At 65.6% G+C, this 24,523-nt stretch carries 17 protein-coding genes; 12 read left to right on the plus strand and 5 right to left on the minus strand.

All coding sequences use genetic code 11. From position 1 onward, the window contains the following. The first annotated feature begins 109 nt into the window (after positions 1-109). The 3 genes from AC3DEZ_RS04735 to greB all read left to right on the plus strand — a co-directional run bounded on the left by AC3DEZ_RS04735 (position 110) and on the right by greB (position 2,690). Complete coding sequence (locus tag AC3DEZ_RS04735) at positions 110-1,612, plus strand: helicase HerA-like domain-containing protein (protein ID WP_488387197.1); 1,503 nt, start codon at positions 110-112, stop codon at positions 1,610-1,612. 30 nt (positions 1,613-1,642) lie between these two features. Then, positions 1,643-2,122, plus strand: a complete 480-nt coding sequence (locus tag AC3DEZ_RS04740) for a GNAT family N-acetyltransferase (protein WP_488387198.1) — start codon at positions 1,643-1,645, stop codon at positions 2,120-2,122. A gap of 64 nt (positions 2,123-2,186) precedes the next feature. Then, on the plus strand, positions 2,187-2,690 hold the full coding sequence (gene greB, locus AC3DEZ_RS04745) for a transcription elongation factor GreB (protein WP_488387199.1): 504 nt from the start codon (positions 2,187-2,189) through the stop codon (positions 2,688-2,690). Here greB and AC3DEZ_RS04750 read toward each other — a convergent pair whose 3' ends face one another. Together AC3DEZ_RS04750 and rimO are read right to left on the minus strand one after the other, a co-directional pair. Then, complete coding sequence (locus tag AC3DEZ_RS04750) at positions 2,691-3,518, minus strand: DUF3025 domain-containing protein (protein ID WP_488387200.1); 828 nt, start codon at positions 3,516-3,518, stop codon at positions 2,691-2,693. Next, positions 3,515-4,876, minus strand: coding sequence for a 30S ribosomal protein S12 methylthiotransferase RimO (rimO, locus tag AC3DEZ_RS04755; protein WP_488387201.1), 1,362 nt, complete (start codon positions 4,874-4,876; stop codon positions 3,515-3,517). Before rimO ends, AC3DEZ_RS04750 begins: the two co-directional genes overlap by 4 nt. Before the next feature lie 163 nt (positions 4,877-5,039). On the opposite strand from rimO, the gene AC3DEZ_RS04760 reads away from it, so the two are divergent. Both AC3DEZ_RS04760 and AC3DEZ_RS04765 read left to right on the plus strand, forming a co-directional pair. Beyond that, entirely contained in the window at positions 5,040-5,717 is a 678-nt protein-coding gene (locus tag AC3DEZ_RS04760; RefSeq protein WP_488387202.1) for a dienelactone hydrolase family protein, read from the plus strand. Continuing rightward, entirely contained in the window at positions 5,714-6,121 is a 408-nt protein-coding gene (locus tag AC3DEZ_RS04765) for an HIT domain-containing protein (RefSeq protein WP_488387203.1), read from the plus strand. Before AC3DEZ_RS04760 ends, AC3DEZ_RS04765 begins: the two co-directional genes overlap by 4 nt. 32 nt (positions 6,122-6,153) lie before the next feature. On the opposite strand, the gene AC3DEZ_RS04770 is transcribed toward AC3DEZ_RS04765, so the two are convergent. The 3 genes from AC3DEZ_RS04770 to apbC form a co-directional block, all read right to left on the minus strand. Continuing rightward, positions 6,154-6,675, minus strand: a complete 522-nt coding sequence (locus tag AC3DEZ_RS04770; RefSeq protein WP_488387204.1) for an RDD family protein — start codon at positions 6,673-6,675, stop codon at positions 6,154-6,156. Positions 6,676-6,707: 32 nt separating this feature from the next. Beyond that, entirely contained in the window at positions 6,708-7,274 is a 567-nt protein-coding gene (gene dcd / locus AC3DEZ_RS04775; protein WP_488387205.1) for a dCTP deaminase, read from the minus strand. Positions 7,275-7,377: 103 nt separating this feature from the next. Further along, positions 7,378-8,226, minus strand: a complete 849-nt coding sequence (gene apbC, locus AC3DEZ_RS04780) for an iron-sulfur cluster carrier protein ApbC (protein ID WP_488387206.1) — start codon at positions 8,224-8,226, stop codon at positions 7,378-7,380. Between the two features lie 457 nt (positions 8,227-8,683). Here apbC and AC3DEZ_RS04785 point away from each other — a divergent pair, with 457 nt between their 5' ends. The 7 genes from AC3DEZ_RS04785 to AC3DEZ_RS04815 all read left to right on the plus strand — a co-directional run bounded on the left by AC3DEZ_RS04785 (position 8,684) and on the right by AC3DEZ_RS04815 (position 24,523). Then, complete coding sequence (locus AC3DEZ_RS04785) at positions 8,684-11,536, plus strand: TonB-dependent receptor plug domain-containing protein (protein WP_488387207.1); 2,853 nt, start codon at positions 8,684-8,686, stop codon at positions 11,534-11,536. Positions 11,537-11,869: 333 nt separating this feature from the next. Continuing rightward, positions 11,870-14,641 (plus strand): TonB-dependent receptor plug domain-containing protein, encoded by a 2,772-nt coding sequence (locus AC3DEZ_RS04790; RefSeq protein ID WP_488387208.1) that lies wholly within the window; start codon positions 11,870-11,872, stop codon positions 14,639-14,641. Between the two features lie 236 nt (positions 14,642-14,877). Further along, complete coding sequence (locus AC3DEZ_RS04795) at positions 14,878-17,730, plus strand: TonB-dependent receptor domain-containing protein (RefSeq protein ID WP_488387209.1); 2,853 nt, start codon at positions 14,878-14,880, stop codon at positions 17,728-17,730. 209 nt (positions 17,731-17,939) lie between these two features. Further along, a complete protein-coding gene (gabT, locus tag AC3DEZ_RS04800) occupies positions 17,940-19,226 on the plus strand; it encodes a 4-aminobutyrate--2-oxoglutarate transaminase (RefSeq protein WP_488387210.1) in 1,287 nt (428 codons plus the stop codon). Positions 19,227-19,289: 63 nt separating this feature from the next. Further along, positions 19,290-21,092: an aminotransferase-like domain-containing protein gene (locus AC3DEZ_RS04805; RefSeq protein ID WP_447101730.1), complete on the plus strand. Its 1,803-nt coding sequence runs from the start codon at positions 19,290-19,292 to the stop codon at positions 21,090-21,092. A 96-nt stretch (positions 21,093-21,188) separates the two neighbouring features. Beyond that, positions 21,189-22,058 (plus strand): carbon-nitrogen hydrolase family protein, encoded by an 870-nt coding sequence (locus AC3DEZ_RS04810; protein WP_488387211.1) that lies wholly within the window; start codon positions 21,189-21,191, stop codon positions 22,056-22,058. Between the two features lie 56 nt (positions 22,059-22,114). Further along, positions 22,115-24,523, plus strand: coding sequence for a TonB-dependent receptor (locus tag AC3DEZ_RS04815; protein ID WP_488387212.1), 2,409 nt, complete (start codon positions 22,115-22,117; stop codon positions 24,521-24,523).

The following is a 24,523-nucleotide window of genomic DNA, read 5'->3' on the forward strand; positions in this document are numbered from 1 at the left end:
CGGCAGGGTAGCGGCGCCCGGATCCCGGGGCAAGCCGAATCCGTCACGACATTACGCCCGCAGACATGCCGGATCGCTAGAATCACCCGACCAGACCGCGAGACACCTCATGGATCCGATTCTGTTGGGCAAAGGCACCACCGACAACATCCCCGTCACCCTGCTGCCGAAGTTCGGCAACCGCCACGGCCTGGTGGCCGGGGCCACCGGCACGGGCAAGACGGTCACCCTGATGACCCTGGCCGAGGGCTTCTCGCGCCTGGGTGTGCCGGTGTTCCTGGCCGACGTGAAGGGCGACGTCGCGGGCCTGGCGGTAGCCGGAGACGGCAACGAAAAAGTGCTCCGGCGCGCCCGCGACATCGGCGTCGCCGACTACGCTCCCGCCGCCAGCCCGGCGGTGTTCTGGGATCTGTACGGAAAGCTCGGCCATCCGGTGCGGACCACGGTCAGCGAAATGGGACCCACCCTGCTCTCGCGCATCCTGGAGCTCAACGACACCCAGTCCGGCGTACTCGACATCGTGTTCAAGCTGGCCGACGACCGCGGCCTGCTGTTGCTGGATCTGGAAGATCTGCGCGCCCTGCTCGGCCTGGTCGCCGACGAGCGCAAGGACATCTCCACCAGCTATGGCCTGGTCAGCGTGCAATCGATCGGCGCCATCCAGCGCGCCCTGTTGCGGCTGGAGCAGGAAGGCGGCGAGATGTTCTTCGGCGAGCCGGCGCTGGAACTGGCGGATCTGATGCGCACCCATCTGGACGGTCGCGGCGTGGTCAATATCCTGGCCGCGGACCAGTTGATCCTCAAGCCGCGCCTGTATTCCAGCTTCCTGCTGTGGCTGTTGTCGGAACTGTTCGAGACCCTGCCGGAAGTCGGCGATCTCGAAAAGCCCAAGCTCGTGTTCGTGTTCGACGAGGCGCACCTGCTGTTCGACGACGCCCCGTCCGCGCTCAAGCAGCGTATCGAGCAGGTCGTGCGCCTGATCCGGTCCAAGGGCGTCGGCGTGTATTTCTGCTCGCAGTTCCCCGACGACGTGCCGGACAACATCCTCGGCCAGCTCGGCAACCGCGTGCAGCACGCGCTGCGCGCGTTCACCCCGCGCGACCAGAAGGCGGTCAAGACCGCGGCGCAGACCTTCGTGCCCAATCCCAGGCTGGACGTGGCGGACGCGATTTCCCGGCTCGGCACGGGCGAAGCGCTGGTCTCCACATTGCAGGACAAGGGCGTGCCCTCGCCCGTGCAGCAGACCTTGATCTCGCCGCCACGCTGCCGCATGGGCGCCATCAATGAGGCCGAACGCGCGCAGGTGCGCGCCGGCAGCCCGGTCGGCGCCAAATACGACGACCGCATCGACCGCGAGTCGGCGGCGGAGATGCTGGCCAAGCGCACCGACGCGGCCATGCAGACCGCCAACGCGCCGGCCGCCAAGGCCGAGAAGGACGATCCCGACGCCGGCGGTTTCGGCCAGGCGGTCAAGGATGCGGTTTTCGGCACCAAGCGTCGCCAGGGCATGATCGAGACCATGGCCAAGCAGACCACCCGCACCATCGGGACCAAGCTGGGCAACCAGATCGTGCGCGGCATCCTGGGCAGCATCTTCGGCGGGCGCCGCTGATCGCGATGCCGTGATGGCGCGGGGTGGACCATGCAGGTGAGGCAGGCCGACGCCCGCGAGATCGACGCGCTGGCGCGTCTCTGGCATGGCGGCTGGCAGGACGCGCACGCCGCGATCCTGCCGGTGGAACTGGCCCGCCATCGCACGCTCGCCAGCTTCGTCAGGCGCCTCGCGGGCGGATTGCCGATGGTGCGCACGCTGGGTCCCCTGGGCCAGCCGCTGGGCTTCGCCATGATCCAGAGCGATGAGATGTACCAGTTGTACGTGGCCGCCGCCGCGCGTGGCACCGGCGTGGCGGCGCGGTTGCTGGCCGATTCGGAAATCCGCCTTGCCGATGCGGGCGTCACGCGCGCCTGGCTGGCCTGCGCGATCGGCAACGAGCGAGCAGCCCGGTTCTACACCCGCCAGGGCTGGACGCGGGTGGGCAACATGATCAATCGATTGGACACGCCGGACGGCGTGTTCGATCTGGAAGTGTGGCGTTACGAGAAGACCGTGGCCCACGCTTGATTCCGCCCTCCCCGCCCCGATCTACCCTGTTCCCACGTTCCTCCCGCAAGGCTCCCCCACCCGCATGTCCCGCTGGCGCCCCCCTGCCGAAAAGAGCACCGCCCTGATCACCCGCGAAGGCCACGATCGGCTGAAGGCGGAACTGGATGATCTGTGGCGCGTCAGGCGACCCGAGGTGGTCAAGGCGCTGGCCGCGGCGGCGGCCGAAGGCGACCGCTCGGAGAACGCCGAGTACACCTACCGCAAGAAACAACTGGGCGAAATCGATCGCCGGGTACGCTATCTCAGCAAGCGGCTGGAAGCGCTGCGGGTGGTCGAGGGTGCGCCTTCCGATCCGGAAGCGGTGTTCTTCGGCGCCTGGGTGGAAGTGGAGAACATCGCCAATGGAGAGACCTCGCGCTACCGCATCGTCGGCCCCGACGAAACCGATGCGCCACGCGGCTGGATCAGCATCGATTCGCCACTGGCGCGGGCGATGCTGAAGAAGCGCATCGACGATGAGTTTCCGGTGGAACTGCCCGGTGGGCTGGCGCGCTTCGTGGTGATCGACGTCGGTTACAACGCCTGATCAGCACAGCGGCGGCGGATACACGCGGCCTTCGCGCAACGGGCGGAAGTAGTCGGCCTGCGCGTAGAACGCCGCTTCCTGCCGAGGATGCCAACCGGGGATCCCCGCCAGCGGCAGCGGCCGCAGCCCGCCTGGATCCTGCAGCGCTTCGCCTGCCCGGATTGCCGCGATGACGCGCGCCACGCTTTCCTCCGGCATTTCGCCGAGCACCACCAGACACTTGCCCACCAGACGGCGTTCCGGCAACAGGGCCTGCTCCATCAGCGCATGCCCCACCACGGCGGCGACGGCGAGGTCGCCCCGCCGCCAGTGCTCCGCCTGGCCCTGGAACAACGTGGACCAATCGTGACGATCCCATGCCTGAATCAACGCGGCGTCCCGCACCCGGACGATCACGCCGCTTTCGTCGAACTGGGTCAATGCCTGCTGCGCGCCATCGCGCCGCTGCGTGCCGTTGCGCGCGATGTGCAGGCATTGGCGCACATTGAGCGCCGCCTTGAGAACCGGATAACGCGCCCAGACCAGCGCATTGAACAGGTCATGCCAGTTGCACGGACGGGTGGCGATCCGGCCGCTGGCGACGCGCAGCTCGTAATGCAGCCCGTCGGCCGCCAGCGCTTCGTCCTCGGCGACGAAACACCGGTCCGGCAACGGCAACCGCGCGTTGAGCGTGTCGATATCCGGCCATTCCGGCGAATCGATCAGATCACGATGGACCGACAGATCCGCGAACAGCGGATGCGCGAATCCGGCGACGGTCTGATCGCCGCGTGCCGGTGCGACAAAGCGGCGACGCACCGCACCCGCGGCCGTCGCCAATCCGGTCACAGCACCTTGAGTTCGACCGGGCCGGCACCCGACTTGGCGATGGCGTCGCCGAACAGATCGTGCTCGTCACTTTCGGTGATCTCCACGTCAACGAAGTCACCCACGCGCAGGCCGGCTTCCTCCGCGTTCTGGATGTGCACCAGGCCATCGATCTCCGGCGCATCGGCCGGGGATCGCGCGACCGCGATGCCGTCTTCCAGCAAGTCCACCAGGCAGCGCTGCACGCTGCCGATCTTGGCTTCCAGGCGCGCGGCGGAGATCGCCGCCTGCCGCTCCATGAAACGCGCCAGGCGCTCCTGTTTCACTGCCTCCGGCACCGGATCCGGCAGCGCGTTGGCGGCGGCGCCTTCCACCGGCGAATAGGCGAACGCGCCCACGCGATCCAGTTGCGCCTCGTCGAGGAAATCCAGCAACGCCTCGAATTCGGCCTCGGTCTCGCCGGGGAAGCCGACGATGAAGGTCGAGCGCAGGGTCAGCTCCGGACACATGGCCCGCCAGCGCTGCACGCGCTCCAGGGTCTTGTCCACCGCGCCCGGGCGCTTCATCAGCTTGAGGATGCGCGGGCTGGCGTGCTGGAACGGGATGTCCAGGTACGGCAGCACCTTGCCTTCGGCCATCAGCGGGATGACGTCGTCCACGTGCGGATACGGATAGACGTAATGCAGGCGCGTCCACGCGCCGAGTTCCGACAATCCCTCGCACAGCGCCTTCATCCGGGTGGCGTAGGTCTTGCCGCCCCATTCGCGCTCGGCATACTTCAGATCGACACCATAGGCGGAGGTGTCCTGCGACACCACCAGCAATTCCTTCACTCCGCCCCGAACCAGGCGTTCGGCCTCGCGCAGCACTTCGTCGACCGGGCGTGACACCAGATCGCCGCGCATCGAAGGAATGATGCAGAAGCTGCAGCGGTGATTGCAGCCTTCGGAAATCTTCAGATAGGCGTAGTGGCGCGGGGTGAGCTTCAGGCCATAGTCCGGCACCAGATCCAGGAATGGATCATGCTTGGGTGGCAACGCGGCATGCACCGCTTCCATCACGCTCTGATAGTCCTGCGGACCGCTGATCGCCAGCACGTCCGGATGCGCTTCGCGGATCTGCTCCGGGCGCTTGCCCAGGCAGCCGGTGACGATGACCTTGCCGTTCTCGGCCAGGGCCTCACCGATGGCGTCCAGCGATTCGGTGACCGCCGCGTCGATGAAGCCGCAGGTATTGACCACCACCACATCGGCGTCGTCGTAGGTGGGCACGATGTCGTAACCCTCCACGCGCAGTTGGGTGAGGATGCGTTCGGAATCGACCAGGGCTTTCGGACAGCCGAGGCTGACGAAACCCACCTTGGGGTTCTGCAGGGACATGGAAGCGGAAACGGAAGAAACGGCATCGGCGCCGAGGGCCGCGGATTATACCCTTCCATCCGCCTGGCCCGGCCCGCGGCCTGAACGGCGTCCGCGGTCACCCGGCGCTTCGTTCCGATGGGCGACAATGACGCCCTCGGCAGCAGGACAACCGGAGTTCCCCATGGGCGAATGGACCACTCTCGAAACCGCGCGCGGCCCGGTGGCGGCCTGGCAGGTGAAACCGGCGGGACCGCCGCGTGGCGGGCTGGTGATCATCCAGGAAATCTTCGGCGCCAACGCGCACATCCGCGGCGTGGCCGAACGCTATGCAGAGGCCGGCTACGCGACCCTGGCGCCCGCGTTCTTCGATCTGGTCGAACCGGGCGTCGAGCTGCCGTACGACCCGTCCGCCCACGATCGCGGCCGCGAACTCATCGGCAAACTGGGATTCGACGCGGCGCTCGATATCGTGTCCGCCGCCGCCGGTGCGCTGGCCTGGGCCGGCAAGGTCGGCACGGTCGGTTATTGCTGGGGCGGCACCGTCGCCTTCCTGTCGGCGCTGCGGCTGGGCCTGCCGGGCGTGAGCTATTACGGTTCGCGCAACCGCCTGTTCCTGGAGGAAATGCCTTCCGGCTCGACGCTTGCGGCGCCGGTGATGTTCCATTTCGGCGAACAGGACGCCTCGATTCCCGCGGAAGCCGTGCAGCTTCATCGCGACCGCCTGCCCGGCCTTCCGGTCTTCACCTATTCCGCCGGACATGCCTTCAACCGCGACGCCAGCCCCGACATTTACGACGCGGAGAGCGCGGAGCTGGCGCTGTCGCGCAGCCTCGCGTTCCTCGTGGAGCAGATCGGATGAGCGGGTTCGTGCTGGATTCCCGGCTGGCGGCCGACAGCGTGTTCATCGCCGATGGTCCGCTCTCGCAGGTCCGGCTGATGAACGACCGGCGCTATCCGTGGCTGCTGCTGGTGCCTCGCGTGGACGGCGTGAGCGAGTGGCTGGATCTGGATGGCGGCCAGCAACGCCTGCTGCTCGCCGAGATCAACCAGGCGGGCGCGTTGATCCGCGCGGTCCCCACGGTGCAGAAACTCAACATCGGCGCGCTCGGCAACATCGTGCGCCAGCTGCATGTCCATCTGATCGGACGCCACGAAGGGGATGCGGCCTGGCCTGGCCCGGTATGGGGACATGGGCCGGCGGAGCCTTATTCCCCCGAAATGCTGCTCGAACAGGCCGGTATCTGGCGCGCCCGCCTGGGCTGATCACCTCGCCCGGGCAGAACGGCGCCCTTCGCTCAGCGCGCCGGCACCACGCGAGTGCCCGCGATCAGGTCATGCAGGCAGCGGCGGTCCTGCCTGAAGATGAAGAGCACATTCACCAGAACCAGAATGTTGCCAATGAACGGGACCAGAGAAGCCAGTTGCACAGGCACATAGCGCCGCAGGAGCAGCCGGAGGAAATCCGGTTTCCGTCCATCCAGATCGACGATCTTCACGCCCGCCACCCGCTTGCCCCAGGTCTGGCCTGTGGCATGCAGCGGATAGCCCTGGATCAGCAGGAAAATGCAGAATCCGATCAGGCCCCACAGCAACGTGGTTCCCAGGCCCACGCGCGTTCCGCTCATCGCGGCACGCATCGCCACATCCCAGTAGCCTCCAAACCACATGGCGGGCACCGTCACGGTCAGCATGATGATGCTGTCGAGGAGCGCGGCGCCCAAACGGGCCATGCGATCCGCCAGTTGCGGGCCATCGCCCGGGACAACGACCGCTTCCACGGTGCTGACCGGACTCTGGTAAGGATTCTGTTCGTCCATGCCGTGTTGCTCCCTGGGAAGACTGGCGTTCGTCAGGTCCGCGGCAGGGTCACGCCGGTCTGGCCCTGATACTTGCCGCCACGATCCCTGTACGAGGTTTCGCAGACTTCGTCGGACTGGAAGAACAGCATCTGCGCCACGCCTTCATTGGCGTAGATGCGCGCCGGCAGCGGCGTGGTGTTGCTGAACTCCAGGGTGACATGCCCTTCCCACTCCGGTTCCAGCGGGGTCACGTTGACGATGATGCCGCAGCGCGCGTAGGTGCTCTTGCCCAGGCACACCACCAGTGTGTCGCGCGGGATGCGGAAGTACTCGACCGTACGGGCCAGCGCGAACGAATTGGGCGGGATGATGCAGACGTCCGACTCGATGTCGACGAAGCTGCCGGGATCGAAATGCTTCGGATCGACAATCGTCGAGTTGATGTTGGTGAACACCTTGAACTCGCGCGAGCAGCGCACGTCGTAGCCATAGCTGGAAGTGCCATAGCTGACGATGCGCTCACCGTTGACCTGCTTCACCTGCCCCGGCTCGTACGGCTCGATCATGCCGTGCTGCTCGGACATGCGGCGGATCCAACGGTCACTCTTGATGGTCATGCAGGGTTCCTGTTGCGGAGACGGGGGGCGGACGGGGCCGCCATTGTAGGGCAGCCCGGCCCCTCCCCAGAGCGGACCGGGGACTGGCCGGGACGATGCCGGCTCAGAGCAGCGAGGACAGGATCGAGGACTTGGCCCGCGGCCGGGTTTCCAGCTGCGCGACCAGCGCCCGCGCCGCCTGGCGATAGGCCTGGGCCGCGGCGGAGTCCGGCGCGGCCACCACCACCGGTTGGCCGGCGTCGCCCTGTTCCCGGATCGCGATATCCAGGGGCAGCGAGCCCAGCAGCGGCACGCCGTACTGCGCCGCCATCCGCTGACCACCGCCCTCGCCGAACAGATGCTCGACGTGGCCGCAGTTGGAACAGGTATGCACGGCCATGTTCTCGACGATGCCCAGTACCGCCACTTCGACTTTCTCGAACATCTTCAGCGCCTTGCGCGCGTCCAGCGTGGCGATATCCTGCGGCGTCGTCACCACCACCGCGCCGGCCACCGGGATCTTCTGGGCCAGGGTCAGCTGGATGTCGCCGGTGCCCGGCGGCAGATCGATCAGCAGATAGTCCAGATCGTCCCAAAGGGTATCGGTGAACAGTTGCATCAGGGCGGACGTCGCCATCGGGCCGCGCCAGATCATCGGCGTGTCCTGGTCGACCAGCAGGCCGATCGACATCGCCTCCACCCCGAACGCCCGCATCGGCTCGATGGACTTGTTGTCCGGACTGTCTGGCCGGCCGGACAGGCCGAGCATGGCCGGGATGCTGGGGCCGTAGACGTCGGCATCGAGTAATCCGACTTTCGCGCCCTCCGCCTTCAGGGCCAGCGCGAGATTGACGGCGGTGGTCGATTTGCCCACCCCGCCCTTGCCGGAGCCGACGGCGATGACGTTCTTGACGCGGGGGGACGGGCTCAGGGAGCCCTGTACGGCGTGGGAGACAACGGTTCTGGGGGTCATGTTCTGCATGGGGTTGAGCATGCCCGTTGCGGGATGGGTGCCGGCGGGCGGGCTGATTTGAGGAATGTGGGACGGCAGGCGGGCTGCTCCACGCACAGTTTAGGTGATCGGCGCACGCGCCTTGGCGCCAGCACATGGCCCGGACTGGCTGGATCTGGCTTGCGATGAGCCCGCTTTCCTTCGATCGACACGTCAGCTGGGAGCCCAGCCACAAAAACGATATAAACAATTGATTTAGAAGAAATTTGTCAGAGAAGACTCTTGTGCGGCGCCTCAAAAAGGGGGGGGGATATTTGTGATGAACATCACGAAATTGAAAGAATTACGCTTTCACTGCGATGCAAATCACACTGTTCGTTAATGTCATGTTAGTTTCGTAACAAGGATTTCACATTGATGCGGCAGGCCAACGGAATGGCCACGGGGGCTGCATCTATTTCTCAAGGGGATTCACTACATGCCAGTTCGCAATACGCGCGCATTGAAGCGCAACCACCTGTGCACCGCATTGATCGCAGCGCTCGTGCTGCCGGCCGCCGGCGCACTCGCCCAGGACAATGCAAGCCAGGATGCCGGGCAGCAGCAGGAGACACAGCAGACTTCCACGCTCGACAAGGTCACGGTGACCGGCTCCCGCATCAAGCGTGTCGAAATCGAAGGTGCCACGCCGGTGACCGTCATCACCCGCGACGACATCGATCGCGAAGGCTTCCAGACCGTGTCCGAAATGCTGGATACGCTGACCCAGAACACCACGATCAACTATGCGGGTGACCTGTCCTCCGCCGGTGGCTTCACCTCCAATGCGCAGGTGGTGAACCTCCGCGGCCTCGGCCCGGGCTACACCCTGGTGCTGATCAACGGCCGCCGCATGGCCGACTACCCGCAGCCGTACAACGGCGACCGCTCGTCGGTGAACGTGGGTGCGATCCCGTCCGCGATCATCGAGCGCGTTGAAATCCTGTCCGGCGGCGCGTCGGCGATCTATGGTTCCGACGCGGTCGCCGGCGTGATCAACGTCGTGCTGCGCGAGAACTTCGAAGGCAACCACCTGCAGCTGACCACGGGCACCACCAGCAACGGTGGCGGCGACAGCGTCGATCTGCAGTACACCGGTGGCCGTACCGGCGACAACTGGAGCGTGACCTACGCATTCCAGTACCACAACAACGAGCCGATCTTCGCTTCCCAGCGCGACTTCATGGACGACCGCCGCGACGGTCCGAACAAGAAGGCGGGTCCTGGCCTGGCGCTGGCCGTTCTCGATGCCTACACCGGTCGTGAAATCGCCTTCCCGGGCGCCGCCGGCTGCGAGAAGTTCGGCTTCGTCGCGTACAACAGCCCCTCGCGCGGCCAGATCTGCGGCTCGTACGACGACATCGCCTACCAGTCGATCATGAACAAGCGCGAGAGCATCTCGGGCTACGGCTACGGCACCTACAACCTGGACGACAACAAGCAATTGTGGGCCAGCGCAAGCTGGTACAACACGGATGCGGTCTCCAGCGGTGGCACCGAGTTCTGGGGCACCGGCGGTGATCCTTTCATGACCTACCTCGGCGGTGGCAAGTCGCCGCTGTACTACGACCCGCAGTTCGACACGCTGGTGCAGTTGCAGCGCTTCCTGATGCCGCAGGAAGTCGGCGGTGAAACCGCGGTCTCCACCAAGTTCAAGGAAAAGGCGTTTGAGGTCGCCGGTGGTTTCCGCGGCACCCTGGCGGATCGCTTCGACTGGGAAGTGGGCGGCAATTACGCCAAGTACGACTACAAGAACGACCGTCCGCGCCTGCTGGGCAAGGCGCTGCACGACTACTTCTTCGGTCCTCTGCTGGGCTATGCCGGTGTCTATCCGGTCTATGAGCTCAACCTCGACCGCTACCACACGCCGTTCACCCCGGATCAGTACCGCTCGGTGGCCACGCGTTCGGTCAACCGCGGTGAAACCACGTCCAGCCAGTTGAACTTCAACATCAGCGGCGATCTGTTCGAAATGCCCGCTGGCGCCGTCGGCTTCGCCGGCACGCTGGAATACGCCCGCCAGACCATGGATCTGGAAAGCGATCCGTATGCCAGCCTGACCCGTGTCCCGGACGAGAAGACCCCGTACAACCTGGTCAACTCGGGCGAAACGCACGGCAAGCGCAGCCGCTACGCCGCCGGCGTGGAATTGCGCGTGCCGATCTTCGAGAGCCTGACCGCCCAGCTGGCCGGTCGCTACGACAAGTATGACGACGTCACCGCCGTCGACGATGCCATCACCTACAACTTTGGCCTGGAATGGCGTCCGTTCAGCTCGTTGCTGGTGCGCGGCTCCTATGCCACCAGCTTCCGCGCGCCCGACCTGCACATGGTCTACGCCGAGGGCTACCAGTTCTATTCGAACGCGTTCGACGAGTACGCCTGCCGTACCGGTACCGGTCCGGGCGCCAATGCCGGCCCGCGCACCGCCGCACAGTGCCTGGCATCCGGCACCGATCCGACCACCTACCAGATCGGTGGCATCGGCACCGGCAACACGGGCCTGAAGGAAGAGGAAGGCAAGTCCTTCACCGCCGGCTTCGTCTGGGACATCGTGGACAACATGTCGCTGTCCGTCGACTACTACAAGATCAAGCTGCAGGACGCCGCCCGTACCGAATCGCTGAGCTCGGTGCTGGAGAAGGAAGCCGGTTGCCGACTGGGTACCGACGCGAACGGCCGCCCCTACCCGCACGACATCAACTCGCAGTTCTGCCAGAACGTGCTGGCTGCGGTGACGCGTCAGACGGCGGCCATTCCCTCGCTCGACGGTCGACTGGTGAGCGTGGCAACGGCCCCGTACAACACGGCAGACGTTGAAACCAGCGGTATCGATGCGACGTACAAGTACAAGCTGGATACGGATCGCTGGGGCGTGTTCGGTCTGGACCTGGGCTACTCGCTGCTGCTGACCGACAAGGACCGCCAGTTCCGCGAGGACGAGTTGGTCGACTACCGTGACGAGCCGAGCCGTTATGCCAATCAGCGCAGCCGCGCCCGTGGCAGCCTGAGCTGGAGCAAGGGCGACTGGTCGACCACCGTGTTCGGTACCCGTTACGGCACCGCATGGTCACGCGACCTGAGCCACCGCATCCAGCCTCTGATGATGTACAACTGGGTGGTCAGCAAGAAGTTTGGCGAGGACGTAACGGCGAGCTTCATCGTCAACAACGTGCTCGACAAGCACTACCGCGACGACAAGACGCACACCGACTACCCCTTCTACGATTACTGGAAGGGTGCGGATCCGGTGGGTCGTACGCTGTACGCCCGTATCGACTGGAGATTCTGATCCAGCGCGAACGTCAGTTCGAGGAAAAGCCCGACTCCGGTCGGGCTTTTTTTTTGCCCCCGGCACTTTCAAGTACCGGAAATCCGGAGCCTGACCGGCGCCCGGGGGACTTTTCGCGCGTACCGGCCGTCAGATAACTGAAATTACTCTTTCTAATCAACAAGTTGAGAATCTAGAAATGTGATTTCAGTCGTGTTAACGTCGAATTAACGGAACAATTCCGTTGGGGAACTCTGAAAAAAAACCGCTTTTCGCACTCAATCAGCTTTGGGGGTAGGTGCTATGCGTAATGGCAATACACGCTCTTTTCCGCGCAGTCGTCTCGCGACTGCCATGTTCGCCGTCCTGATGGCTCCGGTGCTGGCCCATGGCCAGGAGACCCAGCAAGAGCCTCCTTCGTCATCCAGCCCCCCTGCCACCACTGAAGGAACCCGCACGCTGGACAAGGTGACGGTGACCGGTTCGCGCATCAAACGCGTGGATGTCGAAGGTCCCGCACCGGTCGTCGTGGTGACCGCGGCGGACATCGAGAAGGAAGGTTTCTCCACCGTCTACGACGCGCTGAATACCCTGACCCAGTTCACCGGCAGCGTGCAGAACGAACTGGTCCAGAACGGTTTCACCCCGAATGCCAGCTTCCTCAACCTGCGCGGCCTGGGTCCCGGCTATCAGCTGATCCTGATCAATGGCCGGCGCGCGGCCGACTACCCGCTGCCGTACAACAGCCAGTCCAACGCGGTGAATCTGGCCAACATCCCGGCCGCGGCCATCGAGCGCATCGAGATACTGACGGGCGGCGCATCGGCGATCTACGGTTCCGACGCGGTCGCCGGCGTGGTCAACATCATCATGAAGACCAACTTCGAGGGTGATCAGATCTCGGTGCGTGCCGGCGCCACCACCCGTGGCGGCGGCGACACCGGCCGGCTCCAGTGGGTAGGCGGCAAGACCGGCGACAACTGGAGCCTCACCTACGCCTTCGAGGCGCTCGAACGCGAGGAGGTCTTCGCCTCCCAGCGCAGCTTCATGGATTCCTTCTACGACGAGCCCGGCCGCTCCCGTGACGACATCAACCCCACCGAGGGTCTGCTGCTGTTCGACGGTTTCAACAGCTCGCGCATCTTCCCGGATGGCGCCCAGGCGACCTGTGACCGCTTCAAGGATTTCGAGGTCTACTTCTTCGAGACATCCTCGGTCTACACCGGCCCACGCTGCGGCTATCCCGGTTATCCGGCCACCCAGTCGATCCGCAATTCCGACAGCAACCAGTCGGCTTATCTGTACGGGACCTGGGACTTCGACGGCGGCATGCAAGGCTGGGCGCAGTTCAACTACACCCGCGCGAAGGCGCAGTTCACCTCCGGCACCCAGTTCTGGACCACGCCGGACTACATCTTCGCGCCCAACGTGACCTCCGAAGAGATTCCCTTCGGCGCCTTCGTGCAGCCCCAGCGCATCTTCACGCCCTCGGAAACGGGCGGCAACCTCGTGACCACCAGCGAGGAGAAGTCGCTCGACTTCGCCGCCGGCCTGCGGGGCAGTTTCGCCAATGGCCGTTTCGACTGGGATGCCACGCTTTCGCGCTCCGAGTACAAACTCAACACGTCCCAGCCGCGTTTCCTGGCCAATCCGCTGAACGACTACTTCCTGGGCGATTCCCTGGGCCCGGATCCGTATTTTGGCGCCTACGATTCGTTCGAGCTCAACCTCGACCGCTTCTTCAATCCGATCGACCCGGCGACCTTCGCTTCACTCAACACCATGGTCAGGGATCGCGCGGAATCCAGCGTCACCCAGGCGAACTTCGTGCTGTCGGGCGATCTGTTCGAGCTGCCGGCCGGCGCGGTCGGCATGGCGGCGGTCCTGGAAGGCGCCAAGCAGAAGTACGAAGTCAAGCCCGATGCGCGCACTTCGCCCACCTATACCGGCCCGGAGCCCATCTATAACCTGACCAGTTCCGGTGGGCATGGCGATCGCACGCGCTACGCGCTCGGCGTCGAGTTCAGCGTGCCCATCACCAGCAACTTCAAGGCCAACCTGGCGGGCCGCTACGACAAGTTCGACGACATCAGCGAGATCGATGGCGCCAGCACCTGGCAGGTCGGCCTCGAATGGCGGCCGGTGGAAAGCCTGCTGCTGCGTGCCAGCCACGCCACCAGCTTCCGTGCACCGGACATGCACTACATCTTCGCCGAGGAATCGGGCTTCTTCACCCAGATCTTCGACGAGTACAAGTGCCGTCGCGATGGTTTCGATCCGCGCGTGAGTCCCAATCCCTGCGCGGGCGCTGACTACAACTACCAGGTGTTCGGCACCCGCCGTGGCGATCCGAACCTGGAGGCCGAAACCGGCAAATCGACCACCGTCGGTTTCGTCTGGGACATCAGCGAGCAGATGTCGATCTCTGTTGATTACTACAACATCGAGCTGAAGGATGCGGTGGGTGACATCTCCGGCCTGCTGTTCCGCAACGAAGCCGACTGCCTGCTGGGGCAGACGCGCGACGGGCAGCCGGTGGATCCCAACTCCACCACCTGCCAGTTCTACACCGCGCTGGTGGAGCGCGCCGGATCCGGCGGACTGGCCGACGAGCAGGTCGAGCAGTTCCGTTCGTTCCCCATCAACCAATCGCTCAACAAGACCAGCGGCATCGATGCGGCATGGCGCTACGATCTGGATACGGATCGCTGGGGCTCGTTCGGCTTCCAGCTGAACTGGACGCATGTGCTGAAGCTCGATTTCCAGGAGTTCGAAGGTGGCGACATGATCAATGTCCGCGACCATCCCCAGTACTTCAACTTCCGCAGCCGCATCAACGGCACGGTCAGCTGGGAGAAGAACGACTGGCGCGCCGCGGCGTACTACACACGCTGGGGTTCGTTGCCGAACTGGGCCGAAACCGGACGCATCGCGCCATACATCCTGTGGAACCTCAACGTGGCGAAGAAGATCACGGACAAGGCAACGGTGGGTGTCTACGTCAACAACGTGTTCGACAAGCTGCATCCGCGCGACGACACCTTCAATACCTATCCTTACTTCTGGCGCGCCTACAGCCCGATCGGTCGCGAGGTGTTCCTGCAGTTCGACTACAAGTTCAACTGAGCCAATCGAAGTACCTGCACCATCGAAAGCCCGGCGCAAGCCGGGCTTTCTTCTTTTCGGTACCGCTTAACCAAGCCTGTCCATGCGTCTTCACAAAGCGTAACAAACGTTACAGCGCAGGTTAAACACGTGTTAAGTTCGCCGCCCCCCTGGAATTCGGGGAGTTCTGTGGTCTGGCTGAGGGAACAGCGCGAAGGGCCGCACCTTTTGCAATCTGTTCCAAGGAATAACAAGCAATGCCAGTTCGCAACATCAAGCGGAGCCGCCTGACCGCGGCGATGGTCGCCGTCCTCTTGGCCCCGGCCGCCGCTTTCGCTCAAGACACCTCCCCCGCTCCCGCCGGCGATACCACCAACCTCGACAAGGTCACGGTCACCGGTTCGCTGATCCCCCAGACCCAGCTGGAAAACTTCACCCCGGTCACCACGATTTCCGCCGAGGACATCAAGACCCGCGGTTTCACCAGCATCGCCGATGCCCTGCAGCAATCCGCCTTTTCCACCGGCGGCGTCCAGGGTGGCCAGACCTCCGCCTCGTTCACCCAGGGCGCCGAGACGGTCAGCATGTTCGGCCTGGATCCGGGCTACACCAAGTACCTGATCGACGGCCGTCCGATGGCCAACTATCCGGCGCTGTACAACGGCAGCGATACCTTCAACAACATCAGCGGCATTCCGATCGATCTGGTCGAGCGCATCGAGATCCTGCCGGGTGGCCAGTCCTCCCTGTACGGTTCCGACGCCATTGCCGGCGTGATCAACATCATCCTGAAGAAGAACATGGACGGCGGCGCGCTCAGCGTGCGCGGCGGCGCCTATGGCGACGGCGGCGGCGACAGCTTCCGCTTCAGCCTGGCCAAGGGGTTCACCGGCTACGACGGCCGCCTGAACGTGCTGGCCGGCATCCAGGCCGAAACCAAGGATCCGATCTGGGGCTACCAGCGCGATCTGACCCGGCAGTACAACACCCGCGGCTACACCGCGCCGCTGGCCAGCCGCGATTACCTGATCGCCGGCTACAAGAACTACGCGGCCGAGGGCGGCATCAAGGCCGCCAACAACGGCTACTTCTTCCAGGATCCGAACAACTGCTCCACCGTCGGCAGCCAGTTCGGCGGCAGCGAAGGCCTGCAGAACCGTCCGGGCTTCGGCCAGTACTGCGGCTCGTTCAACACGCCGGGCTACCGCACCATCACCAACGGCAAGGAATCCGCGCAGGCCTACGGCCACGCCACCTTCGACGTCAGCGACAGCCTGCAGTTCTACGGCGACGTGCTGTACAGCCATGAAGAGGTGAAGTACGCCACCGGTTCCGCCTACACCTGGTGGAGCACCAGCGCCAAGTACGGCTACTTCTACGATCCTGACCTCGATGCGCTGGTCAACCTGCAGCGCGCGTTCTCGCCCGAGGACATCGGTGGCGAGGGCTACCGCGACATCATGAACACCGATCGCAGCAGTTCCTACTCGGTGACCTTCGGCGCCAACGGCGTGCTGGGCAACTGGGACTGGGATCTCGGCCTGACCCGCACCGAGTACCGCCTGAAGCAGCGTCGCTTCGCCCGCTGGGCGGATCCGATCAACGACTACTTCGAGCAGAACGTGCTGGGCCCGCAGCTGGGCCTGGATCCGGTGCAGGGCCTGTACCCGGTGTTCCGGCCGGACTATGCGGCGTTCTACAGCCCGATGTCGCCGGCGGACTTCGCCAGCTTCACCGGCTTCGCGACTTCGCGCAGCAAGACCTGGGACAACATGCTGCGCGCGCAGGTGACCAACAGCTCGCTGTTCTCGCTGCCGGGCGGTGACGCCGGTCTGGCCGTGGTCGTCGAGGGTGGCAACCAGGGCTGGGACTACACGCCCGACGCCCGCCTGATCGCCGATCCGGAAACCCTGGAATCGCAGGTGTGGGGCACCACCGCCGTCAGCGGCGCCGGTCACCGCACCCGCTACGCGGTCACCAGCGAACTGCGCCTGCCGGTGCTGGAACCGCTGACCGTGACCCTGTCGGGCCGCTATGACGCGTTCGACGCCTATGGCGAAACCGTCGACAAGCCGACCTACAGCATCGGGCTGGAATACCGTCCGATCGAAAGCCTGCTGCTGCGCGGAAAGTACGGTACCGCGTTCCGCGCGCCGACCCTGTCCGACACCTTCCAGGGTGTCAGCGGCTACTACGACGAAGTGACCGACTACTACCGCTGCGCCCAGGAAGGCTATCTGCCGGGCAACACCGCCGACTGCGCCTACGACGACTCGCAGTTCTTCGGCCAGCAGGCGGGCAACCGGAAGCTGGAACCGATCACCGCGGACGTGTGGAGCGCCGGCGTGGTCTGGGCGCCGAGCAGCAACCTGTCGATGTCGGTGGACTACTTCGCGTGGGACATCGAGAACGAAGTCGACCTGCAGAGCACCGACCAGCTGTCGCTGATGGAGTACTACTGCCGCACCGGCCAGATGGACACCGGTTCGCAGGGTTGCCAGAACGCAATGGCATGGATCACGCGTGACGGCACCGGCGCGATCGAGACCGTCTTCACCCCGAAGGTCAACGTCGCCAAGCAGAAGCTGCGCGCGGTCAACGCCAGCGTCAACTACCTGCTGGACATCGGCCGCTTCGGCGCGCTGAAGTTCGCCGGCAACTACACCAACACGCTGAAGCACACGGTCACCCCGCTGCCGGGCGATCCCGCGATCGACCTGCTGCGCGATCCGTACTCGATGTGGGTGTACGACGCGTACGCGAAGACCCGCGCCGATCTGTCGGTGGCCTGGAACAAGGACAAGTGGACCACCACGGTCTACGCGAACCGCATCGGCAAGACGCCGAACTGGGTCGCGTACAACACCCGTGGCTTCACCGATCCGCGTGCCGGCTGGTGGGCGCCGTACATCACGTACAACATGAGCGTGAACTACGCGCCGATGGACAACCTGGAATTCTCGTTCATGGTCAACAACCTCCTGGACAAGACCCCGGAAGACCAGGCCCGCAGCTACCCCGGCAACGAAGCCACGCCGTACAACAATGCCCTGTACAACGTGTACGGTCGTTCGTTCTTCGTGGAAGCGCGCTACAAGTTCGGCAAGTAATCGCCGGACGCCAGCAGTACCGGAAGCCCCGCCGCAAGGCGGGGCTTTTTCTTTGGGCGTGCCGCGCCGGCCCGGGCCGAAGCGAACACTGTTGGCGCCCGCATCGGGGCCGGGTATCTGGCACCAACAAGCCGCGCCATCTGGCCCTATGCCCGGCGGTGGCCGGACGACACTCTGGGGGAATCCTCGTTCCCAGCCCCGAGTCCTCCATGAAAAAGAATTCAGACCTCGTCCAGCGACGGGCCGCCGCCATTCCGCGTGGCATCAGCACCGCCCTGGGCGTGTTCGCGGATCGCGCCGAGAATGCCGAAATCTGGGACGTCGAGGGCAACCGCTACATCGACTTCGCCTCCGGCATCGCGGTGCTCAACGTCGGTCACCGGCATCCGCGCGTGCTCGACGCCGCGCGCGCGCAACTCGACCGCTATACGCATACCGCGTTCCAGGTGGCTGCGTACGAGCCCTATCTGGAGCTGGCCGAGCGTCTGAACCGGATCGCTCCCATCGAGGGCCCGGCGAAGTCCATCCTTTTCTCCACCGGCGCCGAGGCGGTCGAGAACGCGATCAAGATCGCGCGCGCCGCGACCCGGCGCCACGCGGTGATCGCGTTCTCGGGCGGATTCCACGGACGCAGCTTCATGGCCATGGCGCTGACCGGCAAGACGGTACCGTACAAGCGCGGTTTCGGCCCGCTGCCCGGCGGCGTCTATCACCTGCCCTTCCCTGCCGCGCACAAGGGCGTGAGCGTCAGCGATACGCTCGAAGCGCTCGACGCCCTGTTCAAGTCGGATGTTCCGCCCGAAGACGTCGCGGCCCTCATCATCGAACCGGTCCAGGGCGAAGGCGGCTTCCTGCCCGCGCCACCGGAACTGCTCACCGCGTTGCGCGACATCGCCGATCGGCACGGCATCCTTCTGGTCGCCGACGAGGTGCAGACCGGTTTCGCGCGGACCGGACGCATGTTCGGCATCGAGCATCACGCGGTCAAACCGGATCTGATCACCGTGGCCAAGTCGTTGGGCGGTGGTTTTCCCCTGTCGGGGGTGATCGGCCGCGCGACCGTGATGGACGCGGCGGAACCCGGTGGACTGGGCGGCACCTATGCCGGCTCGCCGGTGGCCTGCGCGGCGGCGCTCGCGGTGCTGGATGTCATCGAGGATGAAGGCTTGATCGAGCGCGCAAACCTGCTGGGGACACGCGCCCGCGAACGCCTGCAGGCGTTCGCGCAGCGCGAGGACCTGCGTCCGATCGGGCACGTGCGCGGCCCGGGGGCGATGATCGCCTTCGATTTGCTGGCGGATCGCGGCACGGACGCGGGGCCGGATCCCGCCGCCACCCGCGACGTGCTGCAGCGCGCGCACGCCCGCGGATTGATGCTGCTGGGCTGCGGCGGGCTGGGCGAATCGATTCGCCTGCTGTTCCCGCTGACCATTCCCGAGACCGTCTTCGAAGAGGGATTCGCGCTGCTGGAAGAAGCCTTGCGCCGACCGGATTGAAGCGGTCCACGCACGCGACGCATGCGCCATACTGGGACGTCAGGACAGATTCCCCGCCGGCCGATGAAACGTGAGTCCCGCGCCACCGACCTTCTCAATCTCGCCCTGGATCCGTCCGCGCCGCTGAGCCTGCAACATCAGCTGCGGCAGAAGCTGATCAACGCGATCCATCGCGGCGTGCTGCGACCGGGACAGCGGCTGCCCTCCTCGCGCCTGCTGGCGAGCCGGATTGGCGTGTCCCGCAATACCGTCAGTCTGGCCTACGACGCGCTGCTGGCGGAGGGGCATCTGGCCAGCCGCTCGCGCAGCGGCATCTATGTCGCCGCGACGCCGTCCGGCATCCGCCTCGGGCGTGCCCAGCGCCAGCTGGCGGCGGATTCACCGCTGGCGATCCGCCTGCCGCCCGCACCGATGGAGGATGGCGGCTTCCGCTGTCCACAACACTGGCACCGGTATCCCTTTCCCTTCATCGACGGACGCGCGGACGCCGAACTCACCCCGCTGTCGGAGTGGAGCGAGGCCATCCGCCTGGCCGGGTCGCGCCATGAGGTGATGCAGTGGCCGCTGGAAAGCGGCGATGTGGACGACCCGATGCTGATCGAGGAAATGCGCGGCAAGGTCCTGCCGATGCGCGGCGTGGACGCGGGCGCGGACGAATTGCTGATCACGCTGTCCAGCCGGCACGCGCTGCAGATAGCCGGCGAGCTGCTGGTCCGGAAGGGAACCCCGCTGTTGCTGGAACATCCCGCGGATCCGGAATTCGAACGGCGCATGCGCGAGCGCCAGGCCGACGTGCGGATGCTGGATCCGGCGTTGGCCGAACCACTGCCGGCCGGCGCCGTGGTGGTGACCAGCGGCAGGCATGGATCCGCCGCCGATTCGGCTTATCCGCGCCAATTGCTTGCACGGGTGGTCGCCGCGGATGGCCTGCTGATCGAGCATGACGTGCCCGCGGGCGTGCAGGACGGTGGCCGGGTCGCGCCGGCGCTGCGGGGCTTCGACCACGAAGGCCGGGTTGTCTATGTCGGCGGGCTGGCACCCGCCGCCACCTGCGGTGAACCGCCCGGCGTACTGGTCGGCCCCGCCGCGTTCATCGAACGCGCGCGCCAGCTTCGACGCAGCCAGGGAACGACGCCGCCGCGGGTCCTGCAACGCGCATGGGGTTATTTCATCGGCCTGGGCCATTACTCGGCCGGGCTGGTGCGGGCCGGGCGCATCCTCGCGGAGCGACGCACCGCGCTGCGCGACGCGCTCAATCACTATCTGCACGAGCGGGTCAGCATCGAGACCTTTCCCGGCGCCAGCGCTTACTGGGTCAGCATGCCGGACGGGGTGGATGCGCGCGAACTTGCCCGCCAGGCCGCGGCGATCGGCGTCCTGGTCGAACCGATGCGCCGTGGCGATGGCCGTGAAGCCATCTGCATGGGCGTGACCGGCATTTCCTCGGCGCGGATACGCGAAGGCGTGCGCAATCTGTCGCGCCTGATACGTGGCGATCTGTCCGCCGCGTCCCGCCGCATCGAGGAAGAGGCGGTGCCGTTCCTGCAGGGCAAGGCGCTGCGTCGCGCGATGGCCGGCGCCACGCTGCTCTACAGCACCGTGTACGGCGAACCCTGCACGCTCGAAATCCGCACCAACGGCGATCTGGTGGGCGTGGCCGGCTACGCGGGCGAAGACTGCGACCAGGGCCATTGGTGGCTGGAAGGTGACCGCTGGTACCGGCAATGGCGCGAATGGGCCTATGGCGAGGCGGCCGGCTACACGGTGGTGATCGACGGCGGGCAGGTGCGTTTCTACGGCGAGGACGGGTTCCTGGTGGATGCCGCGGTGTTGACCCGTCCCCCAACGGTCCGCCGCCGCGAATGACCCGACTGGCACCATCGAATCTCCCATACTGGCCCTAATCGGAAAAACGGGTTGCGACTACCGTCAAGACATCGCCCTGGTCGCAAAGGACCCGTCTTGGAACTCAAGGAACGCAACCGCAGCTTCGGCATCGCCGGCCTGCAGCTGGCCCACGCGCCCGGCGACAACCTCGAGCGGATTGCCGCGGAGGTCGGCGCCGTCGCCCGCCGTTTCCCGTGGGTACGGATGGTGCTGCTGGGTGAGCTCTGCGGCTTCGGCGCGAATCCGGATTTTGCCCAGTGCATGCCCGGCGACGCCGAGTCCTTCCTGTGCGAACTGGCACGCCGGCATGGGCTCTGGCTGGTGCCCGGTTCGCTGTACGAACGCCGCGACGGCGTCGTCTACAACACCACGCCGGTCATCGATCCGGCGGGCCAGGTGATCGCGCGCTACCGCAAGATCTTTCCGTTCACGCCCTACGAGCGCAACGTGGCCCATGGCGACGAGTTCGTGGTGTTCGACGTGCCGGATGCCGGCCGTTTCGGGATTTCCATCTGCTACGACATGTGGTTCCCGGAGACCACCCGTTCGCTGGTCAGCCTGGGAGCGGAGGTGATCCTGCATCCGACCATGACCAACACGATCGATCGCGACGTCGAGATCGCCATCGCGCGCTCGAACGCGGCGACCAACCAGTGCTACTTCGTCGACGTCAACGTGGCCGGCGATCTGGGTGTGGGCCAATCCGTCATCTGCGGCCCCGGCGGCGAAATCATCCATCGCGCCGGCCCCGGCCGCGAGGTGATCGCGTTCGAGGTCGACTTCGCCTATCTGCAACGCTGCCGCGAACGCGGCTGGCATGGCCTGGGCCAGCCGCTGAAGAGCTTCCGCGACCACGCCGTGGTGTTTCCGGCCTACGGCGCCGCGCGGGCGCCGTCGCCGGCGCTGGAGGCACTGGGACCGCTGCGCCTGCCCGACGCCGGGTGAGCACGGCGCACAACCCGCCATTTCATTGATATACGTTCTGGGGAGAGAGCCACACAATGAACACGCATCACACCATCCCGCGACACCACTGCCTGTCCCGCCGTTCCTGCCTGGCAGGCGCCATCGTCGCGGGGTTGCTGGCGCAGGCCGCGCCGGTCCTGGCCCAGGAGGCGGCACAGGAAGACAAGCAGGACCCGGCGGCCACCCAACTGGAAACCGTCACGGTCACCGCGCAGGGTCGCGAGCAGGACATCCTCGCGGTGCCCTACAACATCAGCGCCGTGTCGGGCGAGGCCATCGAACAGGGCAACATCCTGGATACCGCCGAACTGATGCGCGGCGTGGCCGGCGTCGGCGTGGTGGATCGCGGCGCGCGCAATTCCAGCGTGGTCAGCGGCATCCGCATCCGCGGCCTGAACGTGGACAGCTCGGCGCTGGGCGACTACGCCGTATCGGCCGCGTCAACGGTCGCCACCTATGTCGACAAGACGCCGCTGTTCGCCAACTTCCTGCTGTCGGACGTCGATCGGGTGGAAGTGCTGCGCGGCCCGCAGGGCACGCTCTACGGCTCCGGCGCGCTGGGCGGCGCGGTGCGTTTCCTGTTGCGCCAGCCGCAACTGGAGACCTGGGAAGCGCGCACCAGCCTGAGTGTTTCCAGCGTGGAAGGCTCCGGCGGCCTCGGCCTGTCCGAATCGTTCACCCTCAACGCGCCCGTGGGCAGCACGTTCGCGCTGCGCGTCAACGCCACCCTCAACGACTTCCCCGGCGCCACCGACTACCGCAACGTGTACCGGCTGGACGACGACGGCATCCCGGTCGCGCCCAACGGCGTGCTGGATCCCGCCGCCGAATACCGGAAGGTCCGCGACGCCGATTTCGTCCGCCAGTCCTACGGACGCGCCTCGCTGCTGTGGAAGCCCAACGACCGTTTCGATCTGACCCTGAGCTACATGGCGCAGGCCGACAAGTTCGGCGGCCGACGCGGCACCAGTCTGGGCAACGACGGCTGGGGCAATCCCTATGGCGATCTTGAACTGGGCTCGGTGCAGCGCGAACCGTCCGCGCGGCACGTCAACCTGGCCAGCCTCGAGGCCAACATCGATCTGGGTTTCGCCACCCTCACCTCCAGCACCTCCGACTACAACCACGAAGGCGACATCACCAGCGAGAACACCGGCTTCTACGCGCGCAACGGCTGGCTCGGCGGTTTCTACTACAACTATCCGCGCCCGATGGCCTCGGCGGTGCGCGGCTATGGCGAAAGCGCGTTCACCCAGGAGCTTCGCCTGACCTCCCGCGAGGGCGGGCGCTTCGATTACGTGCTGGGCGCCTACTACCAGGATCAGGATCGCTTCTCCACCCAGAACAGCTACCTGCGCGGCTTCAAGCGCTGGTGGGATACCGCGTTCCCGGCGTTCGCCGCGGCCGTGGTCAGCGACCGGGATTTCCAGTACCGCCAGACCGAGAACTTCAAGGAAACCGCGCTGTATGGCGAACTGACCTGGCACGCCACCGACACGCTGCAGTTCACCGGCGGCCTCCGCCACTTCCGCGACGAAGCCCGGACCCGGGTCGAACAGACCACCGGCTTCTGGACCGCGCTGGTGGACAGTTCGGTATCGGAGAGCGACGAATCCGACACCCGCACGTTGTTCAAGGGCAACGTGTCGTGGTCCTTCTCCCCGCGCAACCAGTTGTACGCGACCGTGTCGGAGGGCTATCGCCGCGGCGGCACCAACGGCACGCCGACCACGGGCAACTTCGCCGAGGATCCGGCCTGGGTCAGCTACAAGGCGGACACGGTGCGCAACCACGAACTGGGCGTGAAGGGCCGCATCGGTTCGCTGACCTACAACGCGGACGTGTTCTACGTGGACTGGAAGGATCCCCAGGTCAACAGCGCGACCACGGTCTGGGGCTTCTTCGCCGTGCAGAACGCGCAGAAGGCCAGCACGCGCGGCGTCGAACTGGAACTGTCCGGCGCGGTGGGGGCCGGTTTCAACTACAGCCTGGGCTACACCTACACCAAGGCCCGACTCGAGGCCGACGCGGTGGCCGTGGATGGCAGCTACGTCTACGGCTACAAGGGAACCACGCTGCCGGGCGCGCCGGAACACCGTTTCAATGCCGCCGCCAGCTACGGCATTCCATTGGGTGCGGGACTGCTCACGCTGCGCGGCGACGCCTACTATCAGTCCGAGACCGAGAATGCGCTCAGTCTCAGCCCGAAGTTCCGGCGCACGCTGGATGGCTTCAGCCTGTTCAACCTGTCGGCCACCTATGGCATCGAGAACTGGGATCTGACCCTGTGGCTCAAGAACCTCGGCAACGAAGCAGGCATCACCGGCGTCTACACCGAGGAATACATGGGTAGCTCCCCCGCGCAGAAGTACTACGGCAATGGATCCAAGGCATTGATAACGATGCCGCGCACCGTCGGTTTCACCGTCAGCTACCGCTTCTGA

This window comes from Pseudoxanthomonas sp. 134C1 (assembly GCF_057773065.1).

Coding starts and splice junctions, on each gene's coding strand:
- AC3DEZ_RS04735 (WP_488387197.1), top strand. CDS start 110: ATGGATCCGATTCTGTTGGGCAAAGGCACCACCGACAACATCCCCGTC.
- AC3DEZ_RS04740 (WP_488387198.1), top strand. CDS start 1,643: ATGCAGGTGAGGCAGGCCGACGCCCGCGAGATCGACGCGCTGGCGCGT.
- greB (WP_488387199.1), top strand. CDS start 2,187: ATGTCCCGCTGGCGCCCCCCTGCCGAAAAGAGCACCGCCCTGATCACC.
- rimO (WP_488387201.1), bottom strand. CDS start 4,876: ATGTCCCTGCAGAACCCCAAGGTGGGTTTCGTCAGCCTCGGCTGTCCG.
- AC3DEZ_RS04760 (WP_488387202.1), top strand. CDS start 5,040: ATGGGCGAATGGACCACTCTCGAAACCGCGCGCGGCCCGGTGGCGGCC.
- AC3DEZ_RS04765 (WP_488387203.1), top strand. CDS start 5,714: ATGAGCGGGTTCGTGCTGGATTCCCGGCTGGCGGCCGACAGCGTGTTC.
- AC3DEZ_RS04770 (WP_488387204.1), bottom strand. CDS start 6,675: ATGGACGAACAGAATCCTTACCAGAGTCCGGTCAGCACCGTGGAAGCG.
- dcd (WP_488387205.1), bottom strand. CDS start 7,274: ATGACCATCAAGAGTGACCGTTGGATCCGCCGCATGTCCGAGCAGCAC.
- apbC (WP_488387206.1), bottom strand. CDS start 8,226: ATGACCCCCAGAACCGTTGTCTCCCACGCCGTACAGGGCTCCCTGAGC.
- AC3DEZ_RS04785 (WP_488387207.1), top strand. CDS start 8,684: ATGCCAGTTCGCAATACGCGCGCATTGAAGCGCAACCACCTGTGCACC.
- AC3DEZ_RS04790 (WP_488387208.1), top strand. CDS start 11,870: ATGTTCGCCGTCCTGATGGCTCCGGTGCTGGCCCATGGCCAGGAGACC.
- AC3DEZ_RS04795 (WP_488387209.1), top strand. CDS start 14,878: ATGCCAGTTCGCAACATCAAGCGGAGCCGCCTGACCGCGGCGATGGTC.
- gabT (WP_488387210.1), top strand. CDS start 17,940: ATGAAAAAGAATTCAGACCTCGTCCAGCGACGGGCCGCCGCCATTCCG.
- AC3DEZ_RS04805 (WP_447101730.1), top strand. CDS start 19,290: ATGAAACGTGAGTCCCGCGCCACCGACCTTCTCAATCTCGCCCTGGAT.
- AC3DEZ_RS04815 (WP_488387212.1), top strand. CDS start 22,115: ATGAACACGCATCACACCATCCCGCGACACCACTGCCTGTCCCGCCGT.